This is a genomic window from Streptomyces sp. Root1310 (assembly GCF_001426425.1).
Lineage (GTDB): Bacteria > Actinomycetota > Actinomycetes > Streptomycetales > Streptomycetaceae > Streptomyces.
Map to the genome: position 1 here is coordinate 672,779 of NZ_LMEQ01000023.1, position 19,014 is coordinate 691,792.

General features: G+C 74.0%; 18 protein-coding genes. 3 read left to right on the forward strand and 15 right to left on the reverse strand.

Going from position 1 to position 19,014, the window contains the following annotated elements:
* Nucleotides 1-14: 14 nt before the first annotated feature.
* The 5 genes from ASD48_RS27070 to tdh form a co-directional block, all read right to left on the reverse strand.
* Nucleotides 15-536, reverse strand: coding sequence for a GNAT family N-acetyltransferase (locus ASD48_RS27070; RefSeq protein WP_057604305.1), 522 nt, complete (start codon nt 534-536; stop codon nt 15-17).
* Entirely contained in the window at nt 533-1,129 is a 597-nt protein-coding gene (locus ASD48_RS27075; protein WP_057604306.1) for an XRE family transcriptional regulator, read from the reverse strand. The genes ASD48_RS27070 and ASD48_RS27075 overlap by 4 nt, the downstream gene beginning before the upstream one ends.
* Before the next feature lie 55 nt (nt 1,130-1,184).
* A complete protein-coding gene (locus ASD48_RS27080) occupies nt 1,185-2,087 on the reverse strand; it encodes a LysR family transcriptional regulator (RefSeq protein WP_057604307.1) in 903 nt (300 codons plus the stop codon).
* A gap of 405 nt (nt 2,088-2,492) precedes the next feature.
* Nucleotides 2,493-3,704 (reverse strand): glycine C-acetyltransferase, encoded by a 1,212-nt coding sequence (locus ASD48_RS27085; protein ID WP_057604308.1) that lies wholly within the window; start codon nt 3,702-3,704, stop codon nt 2,493-2,495.
* 56 nt (nt 3,705-3,760) lie between these two features.
* A complete protein-coding gene (gene tdh / locus ASD48_RS27090; RefSeq protein ID WP_057604309.1) occupies nt 3,761-4,789 on the reverse strand; it encodes an L-threonine 3-dehydrogenase in 1,029 nt (342 codons plus the stop codon).
* 253 nt (nt 4,790-5,042) lie between these two features.
* On the opposite strand from tdh, the gene ASD48_RS27095 reads away from it, so the two are divergent.
* Complete coding sequence (locus tag ASD48_RS27095; protein ID WP_057604310.1) at nt 5,043-5,648, forward strand: GPP34 family phosphoprotein; 606 nt, start codon at nt 5,043-5,045, stop codon at nt 5,646-5,648.
* A gap of 10 nt (nt 5,649-5,658) precedes the next feature.
* Here the strand turns inward: ASD48_RS27095 and ASD48_RS27100 are convergent, their stop codons facing one another.
* The 6 genes from ASD48_RS27100 to ASD48_RS27125 all read right to left on the reverse strand — a co-directional run bounded on the left by ASD48_RS27100 (nt 5,659) and on the right by ASD48_RS27125 (nt 11,797).
* Nucleotides 5,659-6,231, reverse strand: coding sequence for a GAF domain-containing protein (locus ASD48_RS27100; protein ID WP_057604311.1), 573 nt, complete (start codon nt 6,229-6,231; stop codon nt 5,659-5,661).
* A 61-nt stretch (nt 6,232-6,292) separates the two neighbouring features.
* Nucleotides 6,293-6,952 carry an ATP/GTP-binding protein gene (locus ASD48_RS27105; protein WP_057604312.1) on the reverse strand — a complete coding sequence of 220 codons (660 nt, stop codon included), beginning with the start codon at nt 6,950-6,952 and terminating at the stop codon, nt 6,293-6,295.
* A complete protein-coding gene (locus tag ASD48_RS27110; RefSeq protein ID WP_020129490.1) occupies nt 6,930-7,301 on the reverse strand; it encodes a DUF742 domain-containing protein in 372 nt (123 codons plus the stop codon). Before ASD48_RS27110 ends, ASD48_RS27105 begins: the two co-directional genes overlap by 23 nt.
* Nucleotides 7,302-7,303: 2 nt before the next feature.
* Nucleotides 7,304-7,738: a roadblock/LC7 domain-containing protein gene (locus ASD48_RS27115; protein WP_020129489.1), complete on the reverse strand. Its 435-nt coding sequence runs from the start codon at nt 7,736-7,738 to the stop codon at nt 7,304-7,306.
* Nucleotides 7,739-7,800: 62 nt separating this feature from the next.
* Nucleotides 7,801-10,257: a sensor histidine kinase gene (locus tag ASD48_RS27120; protein ID WP_057604313.1), complete on the reverse strand. Its 2,457-nt coding sequence runs from the start codon at nt 10,255-10,257 to the stop codon at nt 7,801-7,803.
* A 310-nt stretch (nt 10,258-10,567) separates the two neighbouring features.
* Nucleotides 10,568-11,797: an MBL fold metallo-hydrolase gene (locus tag ASD48_RS27125; RefSeq protein WP_057604314.1), complete on the reverse strand. Its 1,230-nt coding sequence runs from the start codon at nt 11,795-11,797 to the stop codon at nt 10,568-10,570.
* Between the two features lie 185 nt (nt 11,798-11,982).
* Between ASD48_RS27125 and ASD48_RS27130 the strand changes: the two genes are divergently transcribed.
* Both ASD48_RS27130 and ASD48_RS27135 read left to right on the forward strand, forming a co-directional pair.
* The gene (locus tag ASD48_RS27130) at nt 11,983-13,170 is read left to right on the forward strand and encodes a Glu/Leu/Phe/Val dehydrogenase dimerization domain-containing protein (protein WP_057604315.1); all 1,188 of its coding nucleotides are present in this window, start codon (nt 11,983-11,985) and stop codon (nt 13,168-13,170) included.
* A 58-nt stretch (nt 13,171-13,228) separates the two neighbouring features.
* Entirely contained in the window at nt 13,229-13,849 is a 621-nt protein-coding gene (locus ASD48_RS27135) for a TetR family transcriptional regulator C-terminal domain-containing protein (protein WP_057604316.1), read from the forward strand.
* A gap of 589 nt (nt 13,850-14,438) precedes the next feature.
* Here ASD48_RS27135 and ASD48_RS27140 read toward each other — a convergent pair.
* The 4 genes from ASD48_RS27140 to ASD48_RS27155 all read right to left on the reverse strand — a co-directional run bounded on the left by ASD48_RS27140 (nt 14,439) and on the right by ASD48_RS27155 (nt 18,940).
* Nucleotides 14,439-15,200: an SIMPL domain-containing protein gene (locus tag ASD48_RS27140; RefSeq protein ID WP_057604317.1), complete on the reverse strand. Its 762-nt coding sequence runs from the start codon at nt 15,198-15,200 to the stop codon at nt 14,439-14,441.
* A 198-nt stretch (nt 15,201-15,398) separates the two neighbouring features.
* Nucleotides 15,399-16,184: an SGNH/GDSL hydrolase family protein gene (locus ASD48_RS27145; protein ID WP_057604318.1), complete on the reverse strand. Its 786-nt coding sequence runs from the start codon at nt 16,182-16,184 to the stop codon at nt 15,399-15,401.
* 126 nt (nt 16,185-16,310) lie between these two features.
* Entirely contained in the window at nt 16,311-17,030 is a 720-nt protein-coding gene (locus tag ASD48_RS27150) for a DUF6250 domain-containing protein (protein WP_057604319.1), read from the reverse strand.
* 14 nt (nt 17,031-17,044) lie between these two features.
* Nucleotides 17,045-18,940, reverse strand: a complete 1,896-nt coding sequence (locus ASD48_RS27155; protein WP_057604320.1) for a hypothetical protein — start codon at nt 18,938-18,940, stop codon at nt 17,045-17,047.
* Nucleotides 18,941-19,014: the final 74 nt, after the last annotated feature.

A 19,014-nucleotide genomic window follows, 5' to 3' on the forward strand; every position in this document is an offset into this window, starting at 1 on the left:
GCTGCCACTGACAGTCACCCGGCGCCGACGTGCTTGTAGTACAGGGTGGTCGGGCGCAGGATCCCGGCCGGGCTCGCCGCGTAGTCCGGGATCACCCCGGCCCTGGTCCACCCGGCGGTGCGGTACAGGTGCTCGGCGGGGCTGTCGGTCTCGGTGTCCAGGTGCAGCAGGGTGACACCGGCCGCGACGGCGCTCTCCTCGGCGGTGGTCAGGAGGGTGCGGCCGAGGCCCTTCCCGCGGGCGTCCCGGTGGACCATCAGCTTGACGAGCTCGGCACGGTGGCGGCTGTTGGGCTTGCCGGGGAAGGCCAGGCCCACGGTGCCGACGACACGGTCCCCGTCCCGGGCCGCCCAGACCGCGAGCTGCCCGGCCGCGACGCCCTCCGCGCGGTCTCTCCACCAGTCCTCGGCCGCCCCCCGGTCGAGCGGGGCGAGGAAGCCGAGCGAGGCGCCGTCGTCCACCGCGTCGATCAGCAGGTCGGCCAACTCCGCCGCGCGGGCGCGCAGTCGGGAGGCGTCGAGCCGGGCCACGGTCATGGCAGCACCACCGCCAGCACGTACCGCACGTCCTCGCCGCCCGCGCACCGGAACCGGGTCGGGCCCCACACCCGAAGGCGCAGGCAGTCCCCGGCGCCGAGGTGGTGCGCGGTGCTCTCGGCCGTCACCTCCAGGGCGCCCTCCAGCACCCAGATGTGCTGTTCCAGGCCCGCCACGGGCGGCCGGTCGTAGGCGATGTCGGCGCCCGCGTCGAGCCGGCCCTCGACCAGTTCGCCGCGCAGCGCCGGGTGCGGCGGCGAGACGGAACGCCGGACGAACCCGGAGGCCCGGTCCTCCCAGACCGACTGCTCGTCGGCGCGCACCAGCGGCGCGGGCTCCGCCTCCACCTCGCTGAGCAGCCGGGACATGGTCCGCCCGTAGACATGGCAGAGGCGGTTGAGCACCGCCGCGGTCGGACTGGTCTCGGCCCGCTCGGCCCGCGACAGGGTCGACCGGCTCACCCCGCTGCGTTCCGCCAACTCCCCCAGCGACCAGCCGCGTTCGGCCCGCAACTCGGCCAGCCGCCCGGCGATCCGCACATCGACGGGGTCCGGCGCCCCGACCGTCTCCGCTCCGCCTGCCTCATGTCTCATATCCGGGACGCTATCCCTGATATGAGACGGCACGGTTACGGAAGGCTCACAGGGCTCACACGCGTGCGGCCTCGCCCAGCGCCTCCAGCACCGGACGGATCAGCGGATGCCCCTCCGCTCCCCGACGGACGGCCGCGAAGACCCTCCGGGTCGGCGCCACCCCGTCCACCGGCCGTACGACCACCCCGGTGAGGTCCATGCCGCGCAGCGCCGAACGCGGGACGAGCGCCACGCCCGCGTCGGCCGAGGCCAGTGCGACGACCGCGCGGAAGTCGTCCGAGGAGTGCTCCAGGCGAGGCTGGAAGCCGGCGTTCTCGCAGGCCAGGACGACCACGTCATGGCATGGGTTGCCCGGGTAGGGGCCGATCCACGGGTCCTTGGCGAGTTCGGCGAGCGGAACCTCGGGGGCGTCGGCGAGACGGTGGCTGACGGGGACGACCGCGTCGAAGGGCTCGGCGTAGAGCGGGACGTGCGCGAGTCTCGGATCGTCGGCGGCCGGGGCCCCGCGGTACTCGACGGCCACCGCGACATCGACCTGCCGGTCGAGCACCATCGGCAGACTGGCGTCGCCCTCGGCGTCCTGGACGCGGATCCGGATCCCCGGGGCGGTACCGGCCAGCCGGGCCACGGCGGGCGCCACGACCAGGGCGATCCCGGTCGCGAAGGCGGCGACCGTGACCGTGCCGGCGGCGCCGGAGCTGTAGGCGGCCAGCTCCGCCTCGGCCCGCTCCAGCTGGGCCAGGACGGCGTTGGTGTGGGTGAGCAGGATCTCGCCTGCCGGGGTGAGCCGTACGCCCTTCGCGCTCCGCTCGACCAGCCGGTGGCCGGTCTCCTGCTCCAGGGCCGTCAGCTGCTGGGAGACGGCGGACGGGGTGAGATACAGGGCGGCGGCAGCCGCGGTCACCGTACGGTGGTCTGCCACCGCCCGGAGGATGTGGAGCCGCCGCGCTTCGATCATGGATCGATTATCGCAACACGCCCGAGCCACTCGCCCCGCCGCCGCCCCGGCCCCCCACCGACGCCCGGAGGACCCCCACTCAGGACCACCACCGTCCCGGGCGCCCCCCGACCTGGACGGGGGCACCGCCGCGGGCGGCCGCCGTCGCGGGCGCACCTGTCCAGGGGGCACCGGCCGAGAGCGTCACCGCCCCGGACAGCCTCCAGCCCGGACGGTCATTGGTCCCCACCGGCCGGAACGGCCGTCGGCCCGGGCCGTCCCGGTCAGCCGCCGGGCCAGGCCTGCACCGTCGCGGTCGGCCACCGGTCCTGGCGGCCACCGGTCCTGGCGGCCACCGTCCCGGTCAGCCGCCGCTCGGGCGGCCGTCGGCCGGGACCGCGCCGCCTCGCCCCCGGCCCGCCGGCTTCAGACCGTCTGCGGCTCGGACGCGTCCAGTTCCGCGCGCGCCGCGACGAAAGCGTCGACCGCGCGGTTGACGTCGTCCGTGGAATGCGCGGCGGACAGCTGGACCCGGATGCGGGCCCGGTCCTGCGGGACCACCGGGTAGGAGAAGCCGATCACGTACACCCCGCGCTCCAGCAGCAGTTCGGCCATCCGGCCCGCCTTCGCAGCGTCGCCGATCATCACGGGCGCGATGGCGTGGTCGCCGGGCAGGATGTCGAAGCCCTCGTCGGTCATCCGGCGGCGGAACAGCGCGGTGTTCTCGGCGAGCCGCACCCGCAGGTCGTCGGCCGACTCCAGCAGGTCGAGGACCTTCAGCGAGGCGGCGGCGATGACCGGGGCGAGGGTGTTGGAGAAGAGGTACGGACGGGAGCGCTGGCGGAGCAGGGCGACGATCTCCGCCCGGGCGGCCACATACCCGCCGGACGCACCGCCGAGCGCCTTGCCGAGGGTGCCGGTGATGATGTCGACGCGGTCCATCACGCCGTGCAGCTCGGGGGTGCCTCGGCCGCCGGGACCGACGAAGCCGACCGCGTGCGAGTCGTCGACCATGACCATGGCGTCGTAGCGCTCGGCGAGGTCGCAGATCTCGGCGAGGGGCGCCACATAGCCGTCCATGGAGAAGACGCCGTCGGTGACGACCAGCCGGCGCCGCGCGTCGGAGGCGTCCTTCAACTGCCGCTCCAGGTCGGCCAGGTCGCGGTTGGCGTAGCGGAACCGGCGGGCCTTGGACAGCCGGATGCCGTCGATGATCGAGGCGTGGTTGAGCGCGTCGGAGATCACCGCGTCCTCGGGGCCGAGGAGCGTCTCGAAGACCCCTCCGTTGGCGTCGAAGCAGGAGGAGTACAGGATCGTGTCCTCCTGGCCGAGGAAGGCCGACAGCCGGGCCTCCAGCTCCTTGTGCACCTCCTGCGTACCGCAGATGAAGCGCACCGACGCCATGCCGTAGCCCCAGCGGTCGAGGGCCGCGTGGGCGGCGGCGACGACCTCGGGGTGATCGGCGAGGCCGAGGTAGTTGTTGGCGCAGAAGTTGAGGACCTCGCCGGGCCGGCCGCCCGCGGTGACGGCGACCGTCGCCGACTGCGGGCTGCCGATGACCCGCTCGGGCTTGTGCAGACCGGCGGCACGGATCTCGTCGAGGGTGGCGCGCACGTCGTCGCGCACGGAGTCGAACATCAGGAAGCTCCTAAGAAACGCAGGAAACGCAGGAAACGCCGAGAAACGCAGGTGACTTACGCGGTCCAGTCGAGGATGACCTTGCCGCCGCGGCCGCTCGCCGCGTCGGCGAAGGCCGCCTCGAAGTCGCGGTAGCCGTACCGGCCGGTGATCACGGGGGCGAGGTCGAGGCCGCCCTCCAGCAGCACCGACATCGCGTACCAGGTCTCGAACATCTCGCGGCCGTAGATGCCCTTGATCGTGATCATCGAGGTGACGATCCGGGCCCAGTCGACGGGGAACTCCTCGGCGGGCAGCCCCAGCATGGCGATCCGGCCGCCGTGCGTCATGTTCGCGATCATGTCGCGCAGCGCCGCGGGCCGGCCGGACATCTCCAGACCGATGTCGAAGCCCTCGCGCAGCCCCAGCTCACGCTGCCCGTCGGCGATGGTCTCCCGCGACACGTTCAGCGCGAGGCTCGCACCGATCTTGCGGGCCAGCTCGAGCCGCTCCTCGCTGACGTCGGTGACGACGACGTTGCGGGCACCCGCGTGCCGGGCGACCGCGGCGGCCATCAGGCCGATCGGTCCGGCGCCGGTGATCAGGACGTCCTCGCCGACGAGCGGGAAGGACAGCGCGGTGTGCACGGCGTTGCCGAACGGGTCGAAGATCGCCGCAACGTCGAGGTCCACCGGCACCCGGTGCACCCACACGTTCGCCGCGGGCAGGGCGACGTACTCCGCGAAGGCGCCGTCACGGCCGACTCCGAGCCCGACCGTGGCCCGGCACAGATGACGCCGCCCGGCGAGACAGTTGCGGCACTTGCCGCAGACGAGGTGGCCCTCGCCGCTGACCCGGTCCCCCACCTGGATGTCGGCGACGTCGCGGCCGGTGCCGACCACCTCGCCGACGAACTCGTGCCCGAGCACGAGCGGGGTACGGATCGTCTGCCGCGCCCAGCCGTCCCAGGACCGGATGTGCAGATCCGTGCCGCAGATACCGGTGCGCAGCACCCTGATCAGCACGTCTCCGGGCCCGACGGCCGGCTCGGGGACGTCCGCGAGCCACAGTCCGGGCTCCGCCTTCTCCTTGACCAGCGCCTTCACGCTACGGCTCCTGTGGTGAGGGCCCGGGCACGAGCAGCCCGAAGGGCCCCGCATCCGGGAAGACATGTGGATTCGCCCAGCAATCTGCCGCACTTCACCGGCCGGGTCCATCGAGCTTTTCTTAAGCGCCGCCACAGCTCCGCTTCACACGGGTGGCCCCGCTCGCCCGGACCGGCTTCCCGCACACCACGGTGGGGCGTGCCACCCTTGACCGCAACCCTCACCGGGCCGGCCGACTGACATGGAGTCCTCGATGACCACTGCACGGGACCTGATGCTCGTCGCGATGGACGTGGCGCCCGTACGCCCCGCCGGGCAGGGCGAACTGTCCCTGGCCCTCGCGGGCGCCGAGGTGATCGATCTCGTCGGCACCGGAGCGGTGTCCCTCGACGGCGACCTCCTCGTGCCCGGCCCGGCGCCGGCACCGGAGGACCGCCTCCTGGCCGAGGCCGCGGCGTCACTCGTACGGGCGGCGCCGTACGAGTCGGTCGAGGACTGGCTGTGGCGGCGCGGCAGCGGCCTGGCCGCGGCCTATTCCGCCCGGTTCGAGGCGGACGGGCTGGTCGGCCGGACACGCCACGGCCGGCTCCCGTTCCGGTCCGCGGGTACCGAGCCGCTCGACTCACCGGCCCGTCGCCATGCCACCGGGCGCTGGGCGGCGGACGAGCCGGTCCTCGCCGCGCTGGGCGCCGCCGTGGGTCTGCGCGAGGAGCCCGCCGAGGGCTTCCCGGACCTCCCCGGCGACACGGTCGTCACGGTCCTGGCAGCGGTCGGCGACGCGGTGGCGGAGCTCGAGGCGGTACGGCAGCGCCGGTCCATCGAGGACGCGGCCTTCGACAACATCTGGCGGGCTCCCTGACCCGCGTACCTCACGGCTCCGGGAACCCGCCGCTCTCCCGCCGCTGCAGGTGTCCGGCGAGTTCGGCGGCGGTCGACTTGATGGTCTCCAGGCCGGCCTTCCCCCAGGGCCGGGGCGTGAGATCGGCGACGCACACCGTGCCCAGCACCATGCCGCTCGTGTCGATGAGCGGGGCGCCCAGATAGGAGCGGATGCCGTACTCGTCGACGACCGGGTTGCCCGCGAAGCGCGGATAGTCGCCCACGTCCTCGAGCACCAGCGCCTTGCGCCGCACGACGACATGCGGGCAGTAGCCGTAGTCGCGGGGCAGCCGGCGGCCCACCTCGGGTTTGCCGCCGCGCGCGGCCCGGCCGCCTTCCGGGGTGTGCAGCCCGGCGAAGAACTGCCGTTCCTCGTCGAGGAAGTTGACCATGGCGTACGGCGCTCCGGCCACCTGGGCCAGGCGGTTCGCGAAGGCGTCCAGGGCGGGCTCCGGCCGGGCCCCGAGGCCGAGTCTGCGCAGCCTGCGGGCGCGGGCGGGAGCTTCCCTGTCGTCCGGGGTGAGCAGCAGACGACCGGCCGGGCGCGGCGGGTCGTAGCTCATGGCCGGGTTCCGTCGCTGTGGACGTACGTCATATGCGGCTCCGGGGCGTCGGTAGCGGGGATCACATGTGAGCGCCGCGGCTCGGCTGGGGTGCGGCCGGTGCGTGGGCGATGAGGTGTTTGACGAGGGTGAGCAGGGTCTGCACACCGGACGCGGAGATGCGGGCGTCGCAGCGCACGACGGGGACGTCCGGGGCGAGGTCGATGGCGGCCCGCACCTCCTCGGGGTTGTAGCGGTGGGAGCCGTCGAACTCGTTGACGGCGATGATGAAGGCGAGTCCGCGTTCCTCGAAGAAGTCGACGGCCGCGAAGCACTCCTCGAGGCGCCGGGTGTCCGCGAGGATGACCGCGCCGAGGGCGCCCTCGGACAGTTCGTCCCACATGAACCAGAACCTCTCCTGGCCGGGCGTGCCGAACAGGTAGAGGACGTGGCTCGGGTCGAGGGTGATGCGGCCGAAGTCCATGGCGACGGTCGTCTCGACCTTGTTCTCGATGCCGTCGAGGTTGTCGGTGGCGGCACTGACCGTAGTGAGCAGTTCTTCGGTGCTGAGCGGCGCGATCTCGCTCACGGCGCCGACGAAGGTCGTCTTGCCGACCCCGAAACCGCCCGCGACCAGGATCTTCAGTGCCGTGGGGAAGGGGTCGGAGCCGCCGCCGTCAGCGGCGCCGTACGCGCGGTGCCCGTCGTACGTGTCGTACTCAGAGCTGTCGTCGTAGTCCATCGAGCACTGCCTCCAGAAGGGCCCGGTCGGTGGGGATGTGGTGGTACTCGGGGGGCTTGGTGGTCAGCGCCCCGCAGTCGAGGAGGTCGGAGAGCAGCACCTTGGTGACCGCCGCCGGCAGCTTCAGATGGGCCGCGATCTCGGCCACCGACACGGGCGCGCGGGTCAGGTGGAGCGCGGTCGCGTGTTCGGGACCGAGGTAGCCGAGGGGGGTCGCCCCGGTGGCCATCACCTGCGACATGAGGTCGAGGGCGACGCTGGGTTTGGTCCGGCCCCCGCTGACCGTGAACGGGCGCACCAGCCGCCCGGCTGCGTCGTCGAGCCAGGGCCCGTCGCCGGCCGCCGCCACGCTCAAGGCCCCATCACCGACGGTTCGACGGCGTGCTGCCGGGGCGCGGTCATGAGATACGGCCGGACGCTCTTGACGAGCATCGACATCTCGTAGCCGAGCACGGCCGCGTCGGCCTCCCGGCCGGCGAGCACCGCGAGACACGCGCCCGATCCCGCGGTGGTGACGAACAGCAGCGTCGAGTCGAGTTCGACGACGACCTGCCGCACGTCCCCGCCGTCGCCGAACCGGACGCCGGCGCTGCGGCCGAGGGAGTACAGGCCGGAGGCCAGCGCGGCCATGTGGTCGGCGCTGTCCGGGTCGAGGCCGTGGACCGACTTCACCAGTCCGTCGCAGGAGAGCAGCACCGCGCTGGTGGTGTGCGGTACGCGCTGCACGAGGCCGCTCATCAGCCAGTCGAGATCGGATACCTGGCCGGTCGGCGCATCGCTCGCCATGGTGGATCGACTCCTTGGGGTACGAAGGTCTGCGGGAGCGCTGGGGGTGGGGGTGACCGTGCTCATCCGGCCGGTGCGCTCCCGTCGTGCCGGGGGGTGGATCGGTCGGGACCGGGCAGGTCCGGCCCGTCACCCGCGCCGTAGGCATCGAGTGGCGCGGCGGCGGGCGTGGGGCGCGCCTGCGGTATGCGGGACGGGTGCGGCGGTCGTACATCGGCCTCGGCGCCGGCCTCGGCGGGGAGCGGTACCGGCCGGCCCTGTTCCGGGCCCCCGCCCGGGGCGCCGTCGCCCAGGGCACCGTGACCCGCGGGCCTGTGGCCGTGGTGCGACGCCGGGTCCGCGGCCGGATCGAGCAGGGCGTCGAGCGGGGCCGACGGGTGCGGCGGTGCCGGGTCCGGGACGTCCGCCTCCAGGCTCTGCTGCGCCTCGGCCAGGCCGATGCCGCGCTGGAAGGCCGCCATCAGGCCGGGGTCGTGGCCGGCCGGCTGCTCGGAGTCCTGGCGCGGGACGGGGCCGCCGCGCAGCTGGGGCACGATGTGCTCCTGGGCACGGCGGCGGGGCAGTTGGGGCTTGCCCATGGTGCCGCGCACCGCGCCGACGCGCGGGGTGGGCGCGATGCCCGCGTGCTCCTCGACGACGGGCCGGTCGCCGCGCCGGATGCCGGGCACCGCCTCGGCCGGGTTGGGCCGTGCCGCGCGGGCGCCCCGGACGGGCAGCGGCGCCGGTGCGCCCGGCCGCTGTGGCATCGGCTCGGCGGGGGCGGGGCCGAGGTGCGGGGACGGCACGGCGGCACGCGTCGGGCCGGAGCCGCTCGGGTGACCTTGGGGGGGCGGGGCGACCACGGGCACCCCGGACCCGGGCGTGTCCCGCGTCGAGGACGGGGCCGGGGCCGGAGTCGGGGACGAGGTCGGGACCTGGGACGGGGTCGGGGCGTGGGACGGGCTCCGACCCGCGCCCGGGGCGTTCCGCGCTTCCGGCGAACCGGCCGACGGGCCGGGGCGGGTGGCGCCGCCCCGCGCCGGACCGAGGGACCGCCCGGCGCCGTCGGTGTCCCGTCCCGGGGACGGCGCCGAAGGCCCGCCCGCGCCCGGCGTGTCCTGCGGATGCGCGAAGCCCGCCGGGCGGCCCGTGTCCGCGGTGTGCCGGGGACCGTGCGGCTGTACGGGGTCCGGGGGCCGGGCGGCGCGGGACTGCGGGGCGGGCGGCGGGGGCGGCCGTACCGGCTCGGCCGGGACCGGGGGCGCGGCGGGCACGAGGGGCCGGCCGCCGCCGTCGGTGTCCGGTCCGCGCGGTACCGCTCCGGGGATGCCCGGCGCGGAGCCCAGCAGCGCCTGCGGCACCACGAGGACGGCCTGGACGCCGCCGTAGATGTTGCTCTGGAGGCGCACCCGGATGCCGTGCCGCCGGGCGAGCTGGGAGACGACGAACAGGCCGATCCGGCCGTCGGCGAGCAGACGGCCGACGTTGACCTGGTCGGGGTCGGCGAGCAGGGCGTTCATCCTGCTCTGCTCCTCGACGGGCATACCGAGCCCTCGGTCCTCGACCTCGACGGCGAGTCCGGAGGTGACGAGGTTCGCGCGCAGCAGCACCTGGGTGTGCGGGGCGGAGAACACCGTGGCGTTCTCGACGAGTTCGGCGAGCAGGTGGATGACGTCGGCGACGGCGTGGCCGCGCAGTTCGCCGTCGATGGGCGGGACGAGTTTGACCCGTGCGTACTGCTCGACCTCGGCGATGGCGGAGCGCAGCACCTCGGTCATGGAGACCGGGTTGCTCCACTGCCGCCGGGAGACGGCCCCGCCGAGGACGGCGAGGTTCTCGGCGTGCCGGCGGATGCGGGTGGCGAGGTGGTCGACGTGGAAGAGGCCCTTGAGGAGATCGGGGTCCTCGATCGCGTTCTCCAGCTCGTCGAGGATCGAGATCTCGCGGTGCACCAGGGACTGAAGGCGCCGCGCGAGATTGACGAAGACCTCCAGCTTCTGTTCGCTGCCGGCCTGGCTGGACAGCTGCGCGGCCTGGACGACGGCGGTGACGGCCCCTTCGTGGGCCCGGGCCAGGTCGGCGGCGAGCAGCTCGAAGTCGTCGGCGTCGCCGGGCGGGCCGCCGCGCGACGTGCGCCGGGGCGGGACCTCGCCGCGGCGCAGCGCCTCGATGACGGCGCGCAGCTCGGCCTCGCCGCGCGCGCTGCCGCGGCGCAGGGCCGCGACACGGTCGCTGACGGAGCGGGCGGCACGGTCCGCGGCCACGGCGGCGATCACGATGCCGGCGCCGGTCACCGCGACGGCACCGGCGAGGACCGCCCACAGGGTCACGCCGGGCCGGACGCCGGTGGAGCGCACGGTGAACAGGACGACCGCGCAGGCGCTGAGGGCGACAGCGGTCGGCGGGAGCACGGCGAGCCGCAGCAGCTGCGGCCGTATGTGTGTCTCGGCCGACGCCGGTGCGGGGCGGGCGACCGGCCGCCCGTGCCGTCCGCCCTCACGGCGGTCGGCGCGTGTGGCGGGTGCGCGGAGGTGAGACATCGGTGTCCTCGTACTGGTCCGTCGAGCCTGGCTGTCGGTCGGGAGAGCCGAAGAATTCGGCCCGGTGCCGCCCGACGGCCACTCACAGTAGTCGGCAACGTGTCAGGTGCGATGGGCAGTTGACAAAGTCACCCAGCGAGCGTCCCGCTCTGGTATGAGGCTTCGCACGACAGACCGATAAGACCGTGCCACCCGGAGGACAACATGGAAAGAGCACGATCAGACCTGGTCAGAGATGGTCCGGAAACGACGTGCGGGCCGGGGAGCTTTTCGCTCCCCGGCCCGCACGGTCGAACGCCTCCGGCCCCCGTCAGCCCGCCGGGACCGCCTCCGGCGCGTCGCCGCCTTCGACGGCACCCTGGATTTCGTCACTCTCGGTATCGGCTTTGGCCTTGGCTACCGTCGCGATCAGCGGCTGCCATCCGGCGGCCGGCGCGAGGGCCGCCTCCCGCCACCACGGCCCGCCCGGAACGGTCTCGCCGCCGGGCTCGAAGGGCTCGCCGGGCCTGGGCAGGGCGGCCCGCGCCCCCACGGCCCGCGCGGCGGCCAGGGTGCCCTCCCCCGGGTCGGTCCACGCGTGGGTGGCGAGGTTGAACGTGCCCCAGTGGATCGGCAGCATCACTCCGCCGGGACCGCCCTGGAGATCGAGGTGGGCGCGCATGCCCTCCTCGGGGGTCATGTGGATGTCGGGCCAGAAGTCCGAGTAGGCCCCGATCTGGATCATGGTCGCGTCGAACGGGCCGTGATCGGCGCCGATCTCCTTGAAGCCGTCGAAGTAGCCGGTGTCGCCGCTGTGGTAGATCCGGTGTTCCTCGCCCGCGACCACCCAGGAGGCCCACAGGGTGTGCTGGGTGTTGCGCAGGCCGCGGCCGCAGAAGTGCCGGGCCGGGGTGGCGGTCAGGGTGAGTCCGCCGACCTTCGTCGCCTCGTGCCAGTCCAGCTCGCGCAGCCGGTCGGCGGACACGCCCCAGTGCTCGAGATGGGCGCCGACGCCGAGCGGCACGGCGAACAGGGTGTCCGTGTCCGCGAGCGCCTTGATCGTGGGCAGGTCCAGATGGTCGTAGTGGTCGTGGGAGATGACGACGACGTCGACCGGGCCCAGCGCGGCGAGCGGCAGCGGGACCGGGTGCAGCCGCTTGGGGCCCGCGAAGGGGAAGGGGGAGCAGCGCTCGCCCCAGACGGGGTCGAACAGGACACGCTGCCCGTCGATCTCCGCGAGCACGCTGGAGTGCCCCATCCAGGTCAGCCGCAGGCCCGTGGCCGGCGGCCTGGCGAGGTCGGCGAGGGTGGTGGGGTGCACCGGTACGGTGCCCGCGGGGGCGCGGCGGGGGCGCTGCTCCTTGTCGAAGAAGACCTTGGCGAAGTCGAGCGTGGAGCCCGAGGGGCGGGTCCGCGCCGGGCCGCCGGGGTTCTGGAAGACGCCGTCCTTGAAGTGGGGCGATCTGCGGATGCGCGCCAGGCGCTCGCCGCTCGGATCCGCGCCGAAGGCCTCGGGCTGAAGAGCGCGGAGCCCGGAGCTCAGGGAACGGAAACCGGACACGGTACCTCCAGGTGGAGTCGCTGAGGCATTCCATTATGGTTGCCCGCTCCCACAACGCCGGGGTCACCCCGGTCATTCCGCCGCGAGCCGGCTTTGACACCCGCGCCCCCGCCTTCCGATACTGACCCACTGTTCAGTACCAGTCGTTTCCGGCCACCCCCGGGCCCGCCGGTCGAGGAGTCCGTATGACCGCCCCCTTCCTGTCGCTCACCTGGACCGATCACGTCACCGGGCGTCAGGGCCACCTGGTCGTCGACCGGCTCGTGCGCGGCGTGTGCAGCGGTGGGCTGCGGATGCGGGCGGGCTGCACCCTGGAGGAGGTGACCGGGCTCGCCCGGGGCATGAGCCTCAAGGAGGCGCTGCACTACGACCCCGAGGCCCGCTACGTCCCGCTGGGCGGAGCCAAGGGCGGCATCGACTGCGATCCCCGGGACCCGGAGGCGTACGGACTGCTGGTGCGGTACCTGCGGGCGGTACGGCCGTACGTGGAGAGCTGCTGGACCACCGGCGAGGACCTGGGGCTGACCCAGGACCTGGTGGACCGGGCGGCCGCCGAAGCGGGGCTGGTGTCGTCCGTGCAGGCGGTCTACCCGCTGCTGGACGACGAGTCCGCCGCCCGCGAGCGGCTCGCCGCCGCCTTCGCCGTCGAGGTGGACGGCATCGGCCTGGACGAGCTGGTCGGCGGCTGCGGGGTCGCCGAGTCCGTGCTCACCGCGCTGGACCGGGCCGGGGTGGCGTACGCCGGGACGCGGGTCTCCCTCCAGGGGTTCGGCACCATGGGCGGGGCCACGGCGCGGTTCCTCACGCGCGCGGGGCTGACGGTGGTGGCCGTCGCCGACGTCAAGGGCACGATCGCCTGCCCGGCCGGTCTCGACGTGGAGGCGCTGCTGGCCGCGCGGGACGCCCACGGCACGGTGGACCGCGCGGTACTGCGCCCCGCGGACCTCGAACTACCGGGCGACGCCTGGCTGTCGGTGGAGGCGGAGGTGCTGGTACCGGCCGCCGTGTCGTACGCCATCGGGGTCGAGGAGCAGGAGCGGATCGGCGCCCGCTGGATCGCCGAGGCCGCCAACATGCCGGTCCTGCCGGAGGCGGAGAAGCTGCTGCACGCGCGCGGGGTGAGCGTGCTGCCGGACGTCGTCGTCAACTCCGGGACGAACGCCTGGTGGTGGTGGACCCTGTTCGGCGACATCGGCGCGGACGCGGCGGAGGCCTTCGCGTACACGCGCCGCTCGATGCGCGCCCTGGTGGAACTGGTGCTGGCCCGCGCCGAGGCGGACGGCACCACGCCCCGGGCCGCCGCGCACACGATCGCCGAGCGGCGGCTGCCGGTGATCGCGGAACGCTTCGGCCGCTACCGGCCCGCTCCGTAGACGTCCGCCGCCGCGGACCGGCCCGCCGTCGCGCGCGCCGACGGATTAGGGTGACGGCGTGGTGAGGGTCCGGTTGAGTGTGGCCGAGCGGCGCGAGGAGCTGCTGCGGGCGGCCATCGAGCAGATCGAGGCGCGGGGCGTGGCGGCGGTCAGGATCGCCGACGTGGCCGCGGCCCTCGGTGTGAGCAACGCCCTGGTGCTCTACCACTTCTCGACGAAGGAGAAGCTGGTCGCCGACGCGTTCGCCTACGCGGCAGAGGGCGACCTGGCGCGGCTGCGCAAGCTGGTCGGCCGCCGGACCACCGCACTGCGCCGGCTGCGCTCGGCGGTGCGCTGGTACGCGCCCACGGGGCAGGCCAAGGGCTGGCGGCTGTGGATCGAGGGCTGGGCGGTGTCGCTGCGCGAGCCCGCGCTGCGGGAGGTCGCGCGGGACCTCGACAGGGAGTGGAAGGCGGCGCTCGCCGAGGTGATCGCGGAGGGCGTGGCCGCGGGTGAGTTCCGGTGCCCGGACCCGGCCGGCACGGCCCTGCGCCTGACGGCCCTGCTCGACGGACTCGCCGTACAGCTGACGTCCTACGCGGGCACGGTGTCCCGGGCCCGCGCCCAGGAGTGGGTCGACGAGGCGCTGGCCCGGGAACTCGGCCTGGGCCCCGAGACGTTGAGCACCCAGAACCCCTGAGCGACCGGCTCCCGCCACACCCCCGGAGTCCAGCGGGCCCACCGGGACTGCCGTGACCGCCGTGACTGCCGGGCCCGCGACGGCGGCACAGGAACGTCACCGGCGTGGCAGCGACGACGCGGGCTCAGCCGGAACGGCAGGCGGGGCCGGAGCGGCGAGCCGACCGCGCCGGGCCACCCGACCCGGCCCGTGACCGGCTCCCGCGGACGGCTCGGTGCACCTCGCACACCACCGTCACCACCGCCCACCCCCGGCCGCACCCGGCACGACGGCCACACCCGAGCCCCGCACCCCGAGCCCCGAGCCCCGCACCCCGGGTCGCGGCCGCCGACCGCGCCGGGCGCCCCGACCCGACCCGACGACCCGGCCGGAAGACTGGCCGCGGGCGATTTCCGGTGCCCGGACCCGGTCGGCACGGCCCGCTCGCACACCACCGTCACCGCCGCCCACCCCCGGACCGCACCCGGCACGACGGCCACACCCGAGCCCCGAGCCCCGAGCCCCGCACCCCGGGTCGCGGCCGCCGACCCGACCGACCGACGGCCCGGCCCGACCGGCGTCCCGGTCATGACTCGTCGGGAGTCGCGTCTCAGTCCAGTTCGTACACCGCCGTCACCGTCGCCGTGGCGCGGATCTCGCCGGGCGCGACGGCCACACCGCCGAGGCCGGCACCAGGGGTGTCCGCGGCCGACGGCGCCGGGCGCGGGGAGCTGGACGCGTCCTCGCTGAGCGAGACGAGCCGGCCCAGGCGGCGGCCGCTGAGGCGGGCGTACTGCTCGGCCTTGGCGTGGGCGTCGGCGTGGGCGGCCTCGCGCGCGGCGGCCCGCAGCGGGGCGGGGTCGGAGACGTCGAACGCCACGAAGGCGATCCGCCCGGCGTCACCCGCGGCGTCGGTGACCGCCTGCACGACCGCGCCGACCTTCCTCACCTCGCGCACCTTCACGGAGAAGGACTGCGTGGCCTGGTAGCCCGTCAGGCGGGCGGTGCCGCCCGTGTGGTCGTAGACCGCGTCGAGGGAGATGCTCTCCGTACGGATGTCCCGGTCGGCGACGCCCTGGGCGCGGACGGCGGCCAGCAGCGCGGCGGCCGCCTTGTTCTGCGCGTCCAGCGCGGACTGCGAGGTCTTGGCGGAGGCCTCGACACCGGCGCCGACGACCGCGAGGTCGGGCGGTGCGCTCGCGCTGCCCTCGCCGGTCACCGTGACGGAGGCGGGGCTGTCCGGTGCGAACGGACGGGCCGCCGGAGCGGGGTGGGCGGGCAGCGCGGCGGCCGCGGGCGCGGTGAGGGCGGGGACGCCCAGGGCGAGCAGGGAGGCGAGGGCCACGGCGACGGGCGTACGGCGAAGAGGCATACGGGACCGGTCCTTGGAGGTGTCGGCGGTGCCGGCGTGGGCGGGCGGTGCCGGGTGCGGGTGCGGGTGCGGTCATCCCAGCACCCGCACCCGGCACCGCCCGGGCACCACTCCCGTGCGATCACCTCACTGGTGGAGCGGCGCGGGAGCGGCCGGCCGTGCGTCCTCCGCGGCCGGCCGCGCCCACCCGGTCGGCGGTCAGGCCACGGCCGCTATCCGCATCCTGATGTCGTCCGGCGACAGGGTGCCCTTGGCGATCACGTGGTCGCCGGAGGACTCCCCGCGCAGCCGTCGTCCGATCCACGGCACCAGGTACTCGCGCGCCCAGTGGACGTCGTCGCGCCGTACGTCCAGGGTGCCGCGCGGCGGGAGCAGCGGCCAGGGCTGCTCCGGGTCGGCCGGTACCTCGACGCCGAGCACCTGGCCGGCGCGCAGCGCCACGCGCGTGTGCCCCTCCGGGGAGAGGTGGAGCCGGTCGCCGTCCCAGGCCCTGCGGTCCTGAACGGACTTCAGGGACCACAGGTCGAGGACCGGGCAGCCGTAGCGGTCGGCCACGGCACGGACGTGGCCGTTGTAGGTGGCGATCTTGCCGCGCAGATGCTTGAGCACGGGGACGCCACGGGTGTCGAAGCCGGTGGTCACCATGACCGTGCCGGCCACGGCGGTCAGGGCCGAGATCGCGCGTTCGAACCGCTCGGCGACCTCGTCCGGGTCGGTACCGGGACGGAGGATGTCGTTGCCGCCCGCGCAGAAGGAGACCAGGTCCGGGGCGAGTTCCACCGCCCTGGGGAGCTGGTCCTCCATGATCTGGTCGAGCAGCTTTCCGCGGACCGCGAGGTTGGTGTAGTTGAAGTCGCCCTCGGGGCGCCGGTCGGCGAGGAGCACCGCGAAGCGGTCCGCCCAGCCGACGAACGCCCCGTCGGGGCCTGGGTCGCCGACGCCCTCGGTGAAGCTGTCCCCCACCGCCACGTACGACCCGATCACTGATCTGTCGTCACACTTCGAATCGTCTGCCACAGCAGTTCATCATTCACCTTCGAATGTGACCTACGCGATCGTAGGAAGGGGTTGACGGGCGGTGAGATAGGACACCCTTAAAGACTTCGCCAATCAGGGAATAAGGGACCACGCCCGGAAGTCGTTGATCCGGAAATGGCTCCAGGTGGTGCGGAAGGCGAAGTGCCCGCCCGTGTAGGGCTCCGGGTCGGTGTGGTCGAAGACGAGCCGGCCGTTGTTCCACCAGCGGACGACCGAACCGTCGGAGACGATACGGACGTGGTTCGGCTCGTTCGCGACGAGCAGCGGCTCGGTGTAGTCGTAGAGCAGCGGACGCACCCCGGCCTCGCCGACATAGCGGCGCAGCCGGGTCGTGGTGTTGGTGTTGGCGCCGTAGCCGACGTAGTACGTCTTCAGGTAGTCGTACTCGGCGAGCGCGCCGCCGCGCGGGGTGGCGAAGAGATTCTCCGGGGAGCGGACGTCGACGGCGTTCCAGAAGTTGTTGAGGTCGGAGACGCGGTCGTTGACCCCGCCCGCGGAGACGGGCGTGGCGGTGTACTCGAGGACGTAGGGCCCTTCGAGCGGCCGCTTGAACCAGATGGTGGCCCCGGCGGGCACGTCGACCTCCAGGGTCCCGCGGGAGGCGGTGACCGTCCCGCCCTTCTCCAGTTCGACGGCCCACTGGCGCAGGCCGTGCCGGAAGTCGTCGTGGGCGATCAGGCGGCGGTGGCGGGGCGGTCGGGCGGTCGCGGCGCTCGCGCTCGTCGCCGGGGCGAGGGCGGCCAGCGCCGCGCCGGCGGCGAGGGCTCCGAACGCCCTGCGGGTGGTCGTCATGATGGTCGGCTCCTTCAGCGGGCGGGGGTGGTGAGGTGCGGTTCGGGGACCCGGCGGGTCTCGGTGCCGAGGTAGTAGTCGGTGTACGTGGACTGGAGGTAGCCGCGGACGGTCCAGCCGAGGCGGTACGCGGGGTTCTGGGCGGGCGTGTAGACGCGGGTGCCGGTCGGCACGGTGCTGGTGTAGAGGCGCAGGGCGGTGTGGTCGGCGGTCTCCGCGAGGATCTCCTCGCGCCAGTCGCCGACGAGATCGCCGTAGAACGGGGTGGCGTTGCGGGCGCCGGAGACGACGCCGGCCGGGTCGAAGACCGTCGCGCTGCTCTCCGTCGCCGGGTCCCACTTCTCGACGCGGGTGAAGTCGAGCAGCTCTGACGCCTTGTCACCGTCCCACCAGATACGGAAGTTGACGCTCGGGGTGGTGGTGGAGACCTTGCCGTCCTGGACGTTGAACACGCCCGCGCCGGGCCGGGTCACGTCGGCGGTGGACGTCCAGTACTCGTAGCCCCGGTGGCCGGGATCGATGTCCGCGGCGTTCCCGCGGCCGGTGTCGAGGTCCGCGTCGCTCACCGGGCTCGTCGGGTGCGAGCCGGTGACCAGCCGCTCGCCGGTGGCGGCGTCGTAGTAGTACCAGGGGAAGGCGGAGACGATGCCCAGCTCGGACTGCTGGATGGCGAAGCCCTCCAGGCCGGGCCGGTCGGGGTCGAGGTCCGCGATGTCGAAGCGGTCGCCGTGGATGGCGCCGTCGACGACGTAGCGCAGCGTGCCGTCGCTGTTCACCACGTAGTTGCCGTCGGCGATCTCGTCCCTGCCGTCCCCGTCGACGTCGACGGTCCGGATCTGGTGGAAGCTGGTAGCGCCGGTCGTCGGGTCCACGACGTACTTCCAACGGCGTTCGAGATCAGTGCCGTTGAAGTCCCAGGTCTGGAAGAGGACCCGGAACGAGCCGCGCTTGGCTCCGACGCGGGTGACCAGCTTGGTGACCAGGCTGGGATGCACGCCGTCGAGGTAGGCGACGCCGAAGTGGCCGCCGGACGGGCCGTCGGCCGTGAAGTCGTCGGGGACGGGCTGCCGGGTCCGCTCGGTGCCGGTCGCGCCGTCGATCACCGACACGAACTGGTTCGCGGGCGAGGCGGCGGTGACCTGTGCCCCGTCGGCGAAGGTGGTCCCGGCGGCGGTGTGCGCCAGCACCTCGGCGCGGCCGTCGGCGTCGAGGTCGTAGACGGTGACGTTGTCGTCGTTGCGATAGCCGCCGATCGCGGTGGAACCGCTGATCGCGGCGGGCGCCGGGTCGTTGGCGCCGTTCCCGCCGACCTGGGTGTAGGAGCCGGGGCCGAGGTCGACCCGCCACAGGCGCTCACCGGTGAGCGTGTAGGCCTCCAGCAGGTCGGGCCTGTCACGGGTCCCCGACAGCCGGCTGACGACGAGCTCGTAGCGTCCGTCGCCGTCGAGGTCGCCCGGCCAGGCGTGCTGGACGGTGTACCCGTCGGCGTCGGCCAGCGGGATCTCGGCGTAGCCGTCGGTGAAGCGCAGCGCCGCCGGACTCGGCCGCTGCTCGTGCCCGGCCACGACGGCGCGGACGGTATAGGTCCCCGTCCCCCGGGTGCTGTCCTGATAGGTCGTCGATTTCCGCACCGGCTCCCGGTTGAGGCGGCGGCCGTTCTTGTAGACGTTGAAGGCGAGGGTGTCGCCGTAGCGCGCGTATTCGGTGCCGAGCAGCCGCCAGCTGAGGAAGGTCCCCTCGCCGGACGGAGTGGCGACCAGGCCGCGGTCGAGGTTCTCGACGATCCGGCGCGGGATCCCGGCTGCGTGCCCGGCGGGCGCGGAGACGAGTCCGGCCAGCAGGCTGACGGCGGTGACGGCGGCCGCGGCGGCGGCGCCCTTGATGACGATGCGTCGGTCGACGCCGGACACAGGACCTCCGAAGAGCGATAGAAAGCGCTTGCTCGCTGACGGAGATCACTGTGTCCCCACTCTGACCCGCCTGT

Excerpts from the sequence above, each read along its gene's own strand:
- ASD48_RS27070 (WP_057604305.1), bottom strand. The coding sequence starts at position 536 with ATGACCGTGGCCCGGCTCGACGCCTCCCGACTGCGCGCCCGCGCGGCG.
- ASD48_RS27075 (WP_057604306.1), bottom strand. The coding sequence starts at position 1,129 with ATGAGACATGAGGCAGGCGGAGCGGAGACGGTCGGGGCGCCGGACCCC.
- ASD48_RS27080 (WP_057604307.1), bottom strand. The coding sequence starts at position 2,087 with ATGATCGAAGCGCGGCGGCTCCACATCCTCCGGGCGGTGGCAGACCAC.
- ASD48_RS27085 (WP_057604308.1), bottom strand. The coding sequence starts at position 3,704 with ATGTTCGACTCCGTGCGCGACGACGTGCGCGCCACCCTCGACGAGATC.
- ASD48_RS27095 (WP_057604310.1), top strand. The coding sequence starts at position 5,043 with ATGACCACTGCACGGGACCTGATGCTCGTCGCGATGGACGTGGCGCCC.
- ASD48_RS27100 (WP_057604311.1), bottom strand. The coding sequence starts at position 6,231 with ATGAGCTACGACCCGCCGCGCCCGGCCGGTCGTCTGCTGCTCACCCCG.
- ASD48_RS27105 (WP_057604312.1), bottom strand. The coding sequence starts at position 6,952 with ATGGACTACGACGACAGCTCTGAGTACGACACGTACGACGGGCACCGC.
- ASD48_RS27115 (WP_020129489.1), bottom strand. The coding sequence starts at position 7,738 with ATGGCGAGCGATGCGCCGACCGGCCAGGTATCCGATCTCGACTGGCTG.
- ASD48_RS27120 (WP_057604313.1), bottom strand. The coding sequence starts at position 10,257 with ATGTCTCACCTCCGCGCACCCGCCACACGCGCCGACCGCCGTGAGGGC.
- ASD48_RS27130 (WP_057604315.1), top strand. The coding sequence starts at position 11,983 with ATGACCGCCCCCTTCCTGTCGCTCACCTGGACCGATCACGTCACCGGG.
- ASD48_RS27140 (WP_057604317.1), bottom strand. The coding sequence starts at position 15,200 with ATGCCTCTTCGCCGTACGCCCGTCGCCGTGGCCCTCGCCTCCCTGCTC.
- ASD48_RS27150 (WP_057604319.1), bottom strand. The coding sequence starts at position 17,030 with ATGACGACCACCCGCAGGGCGTTCGGAGCCCTCGCCGCCGGCGCGGCG.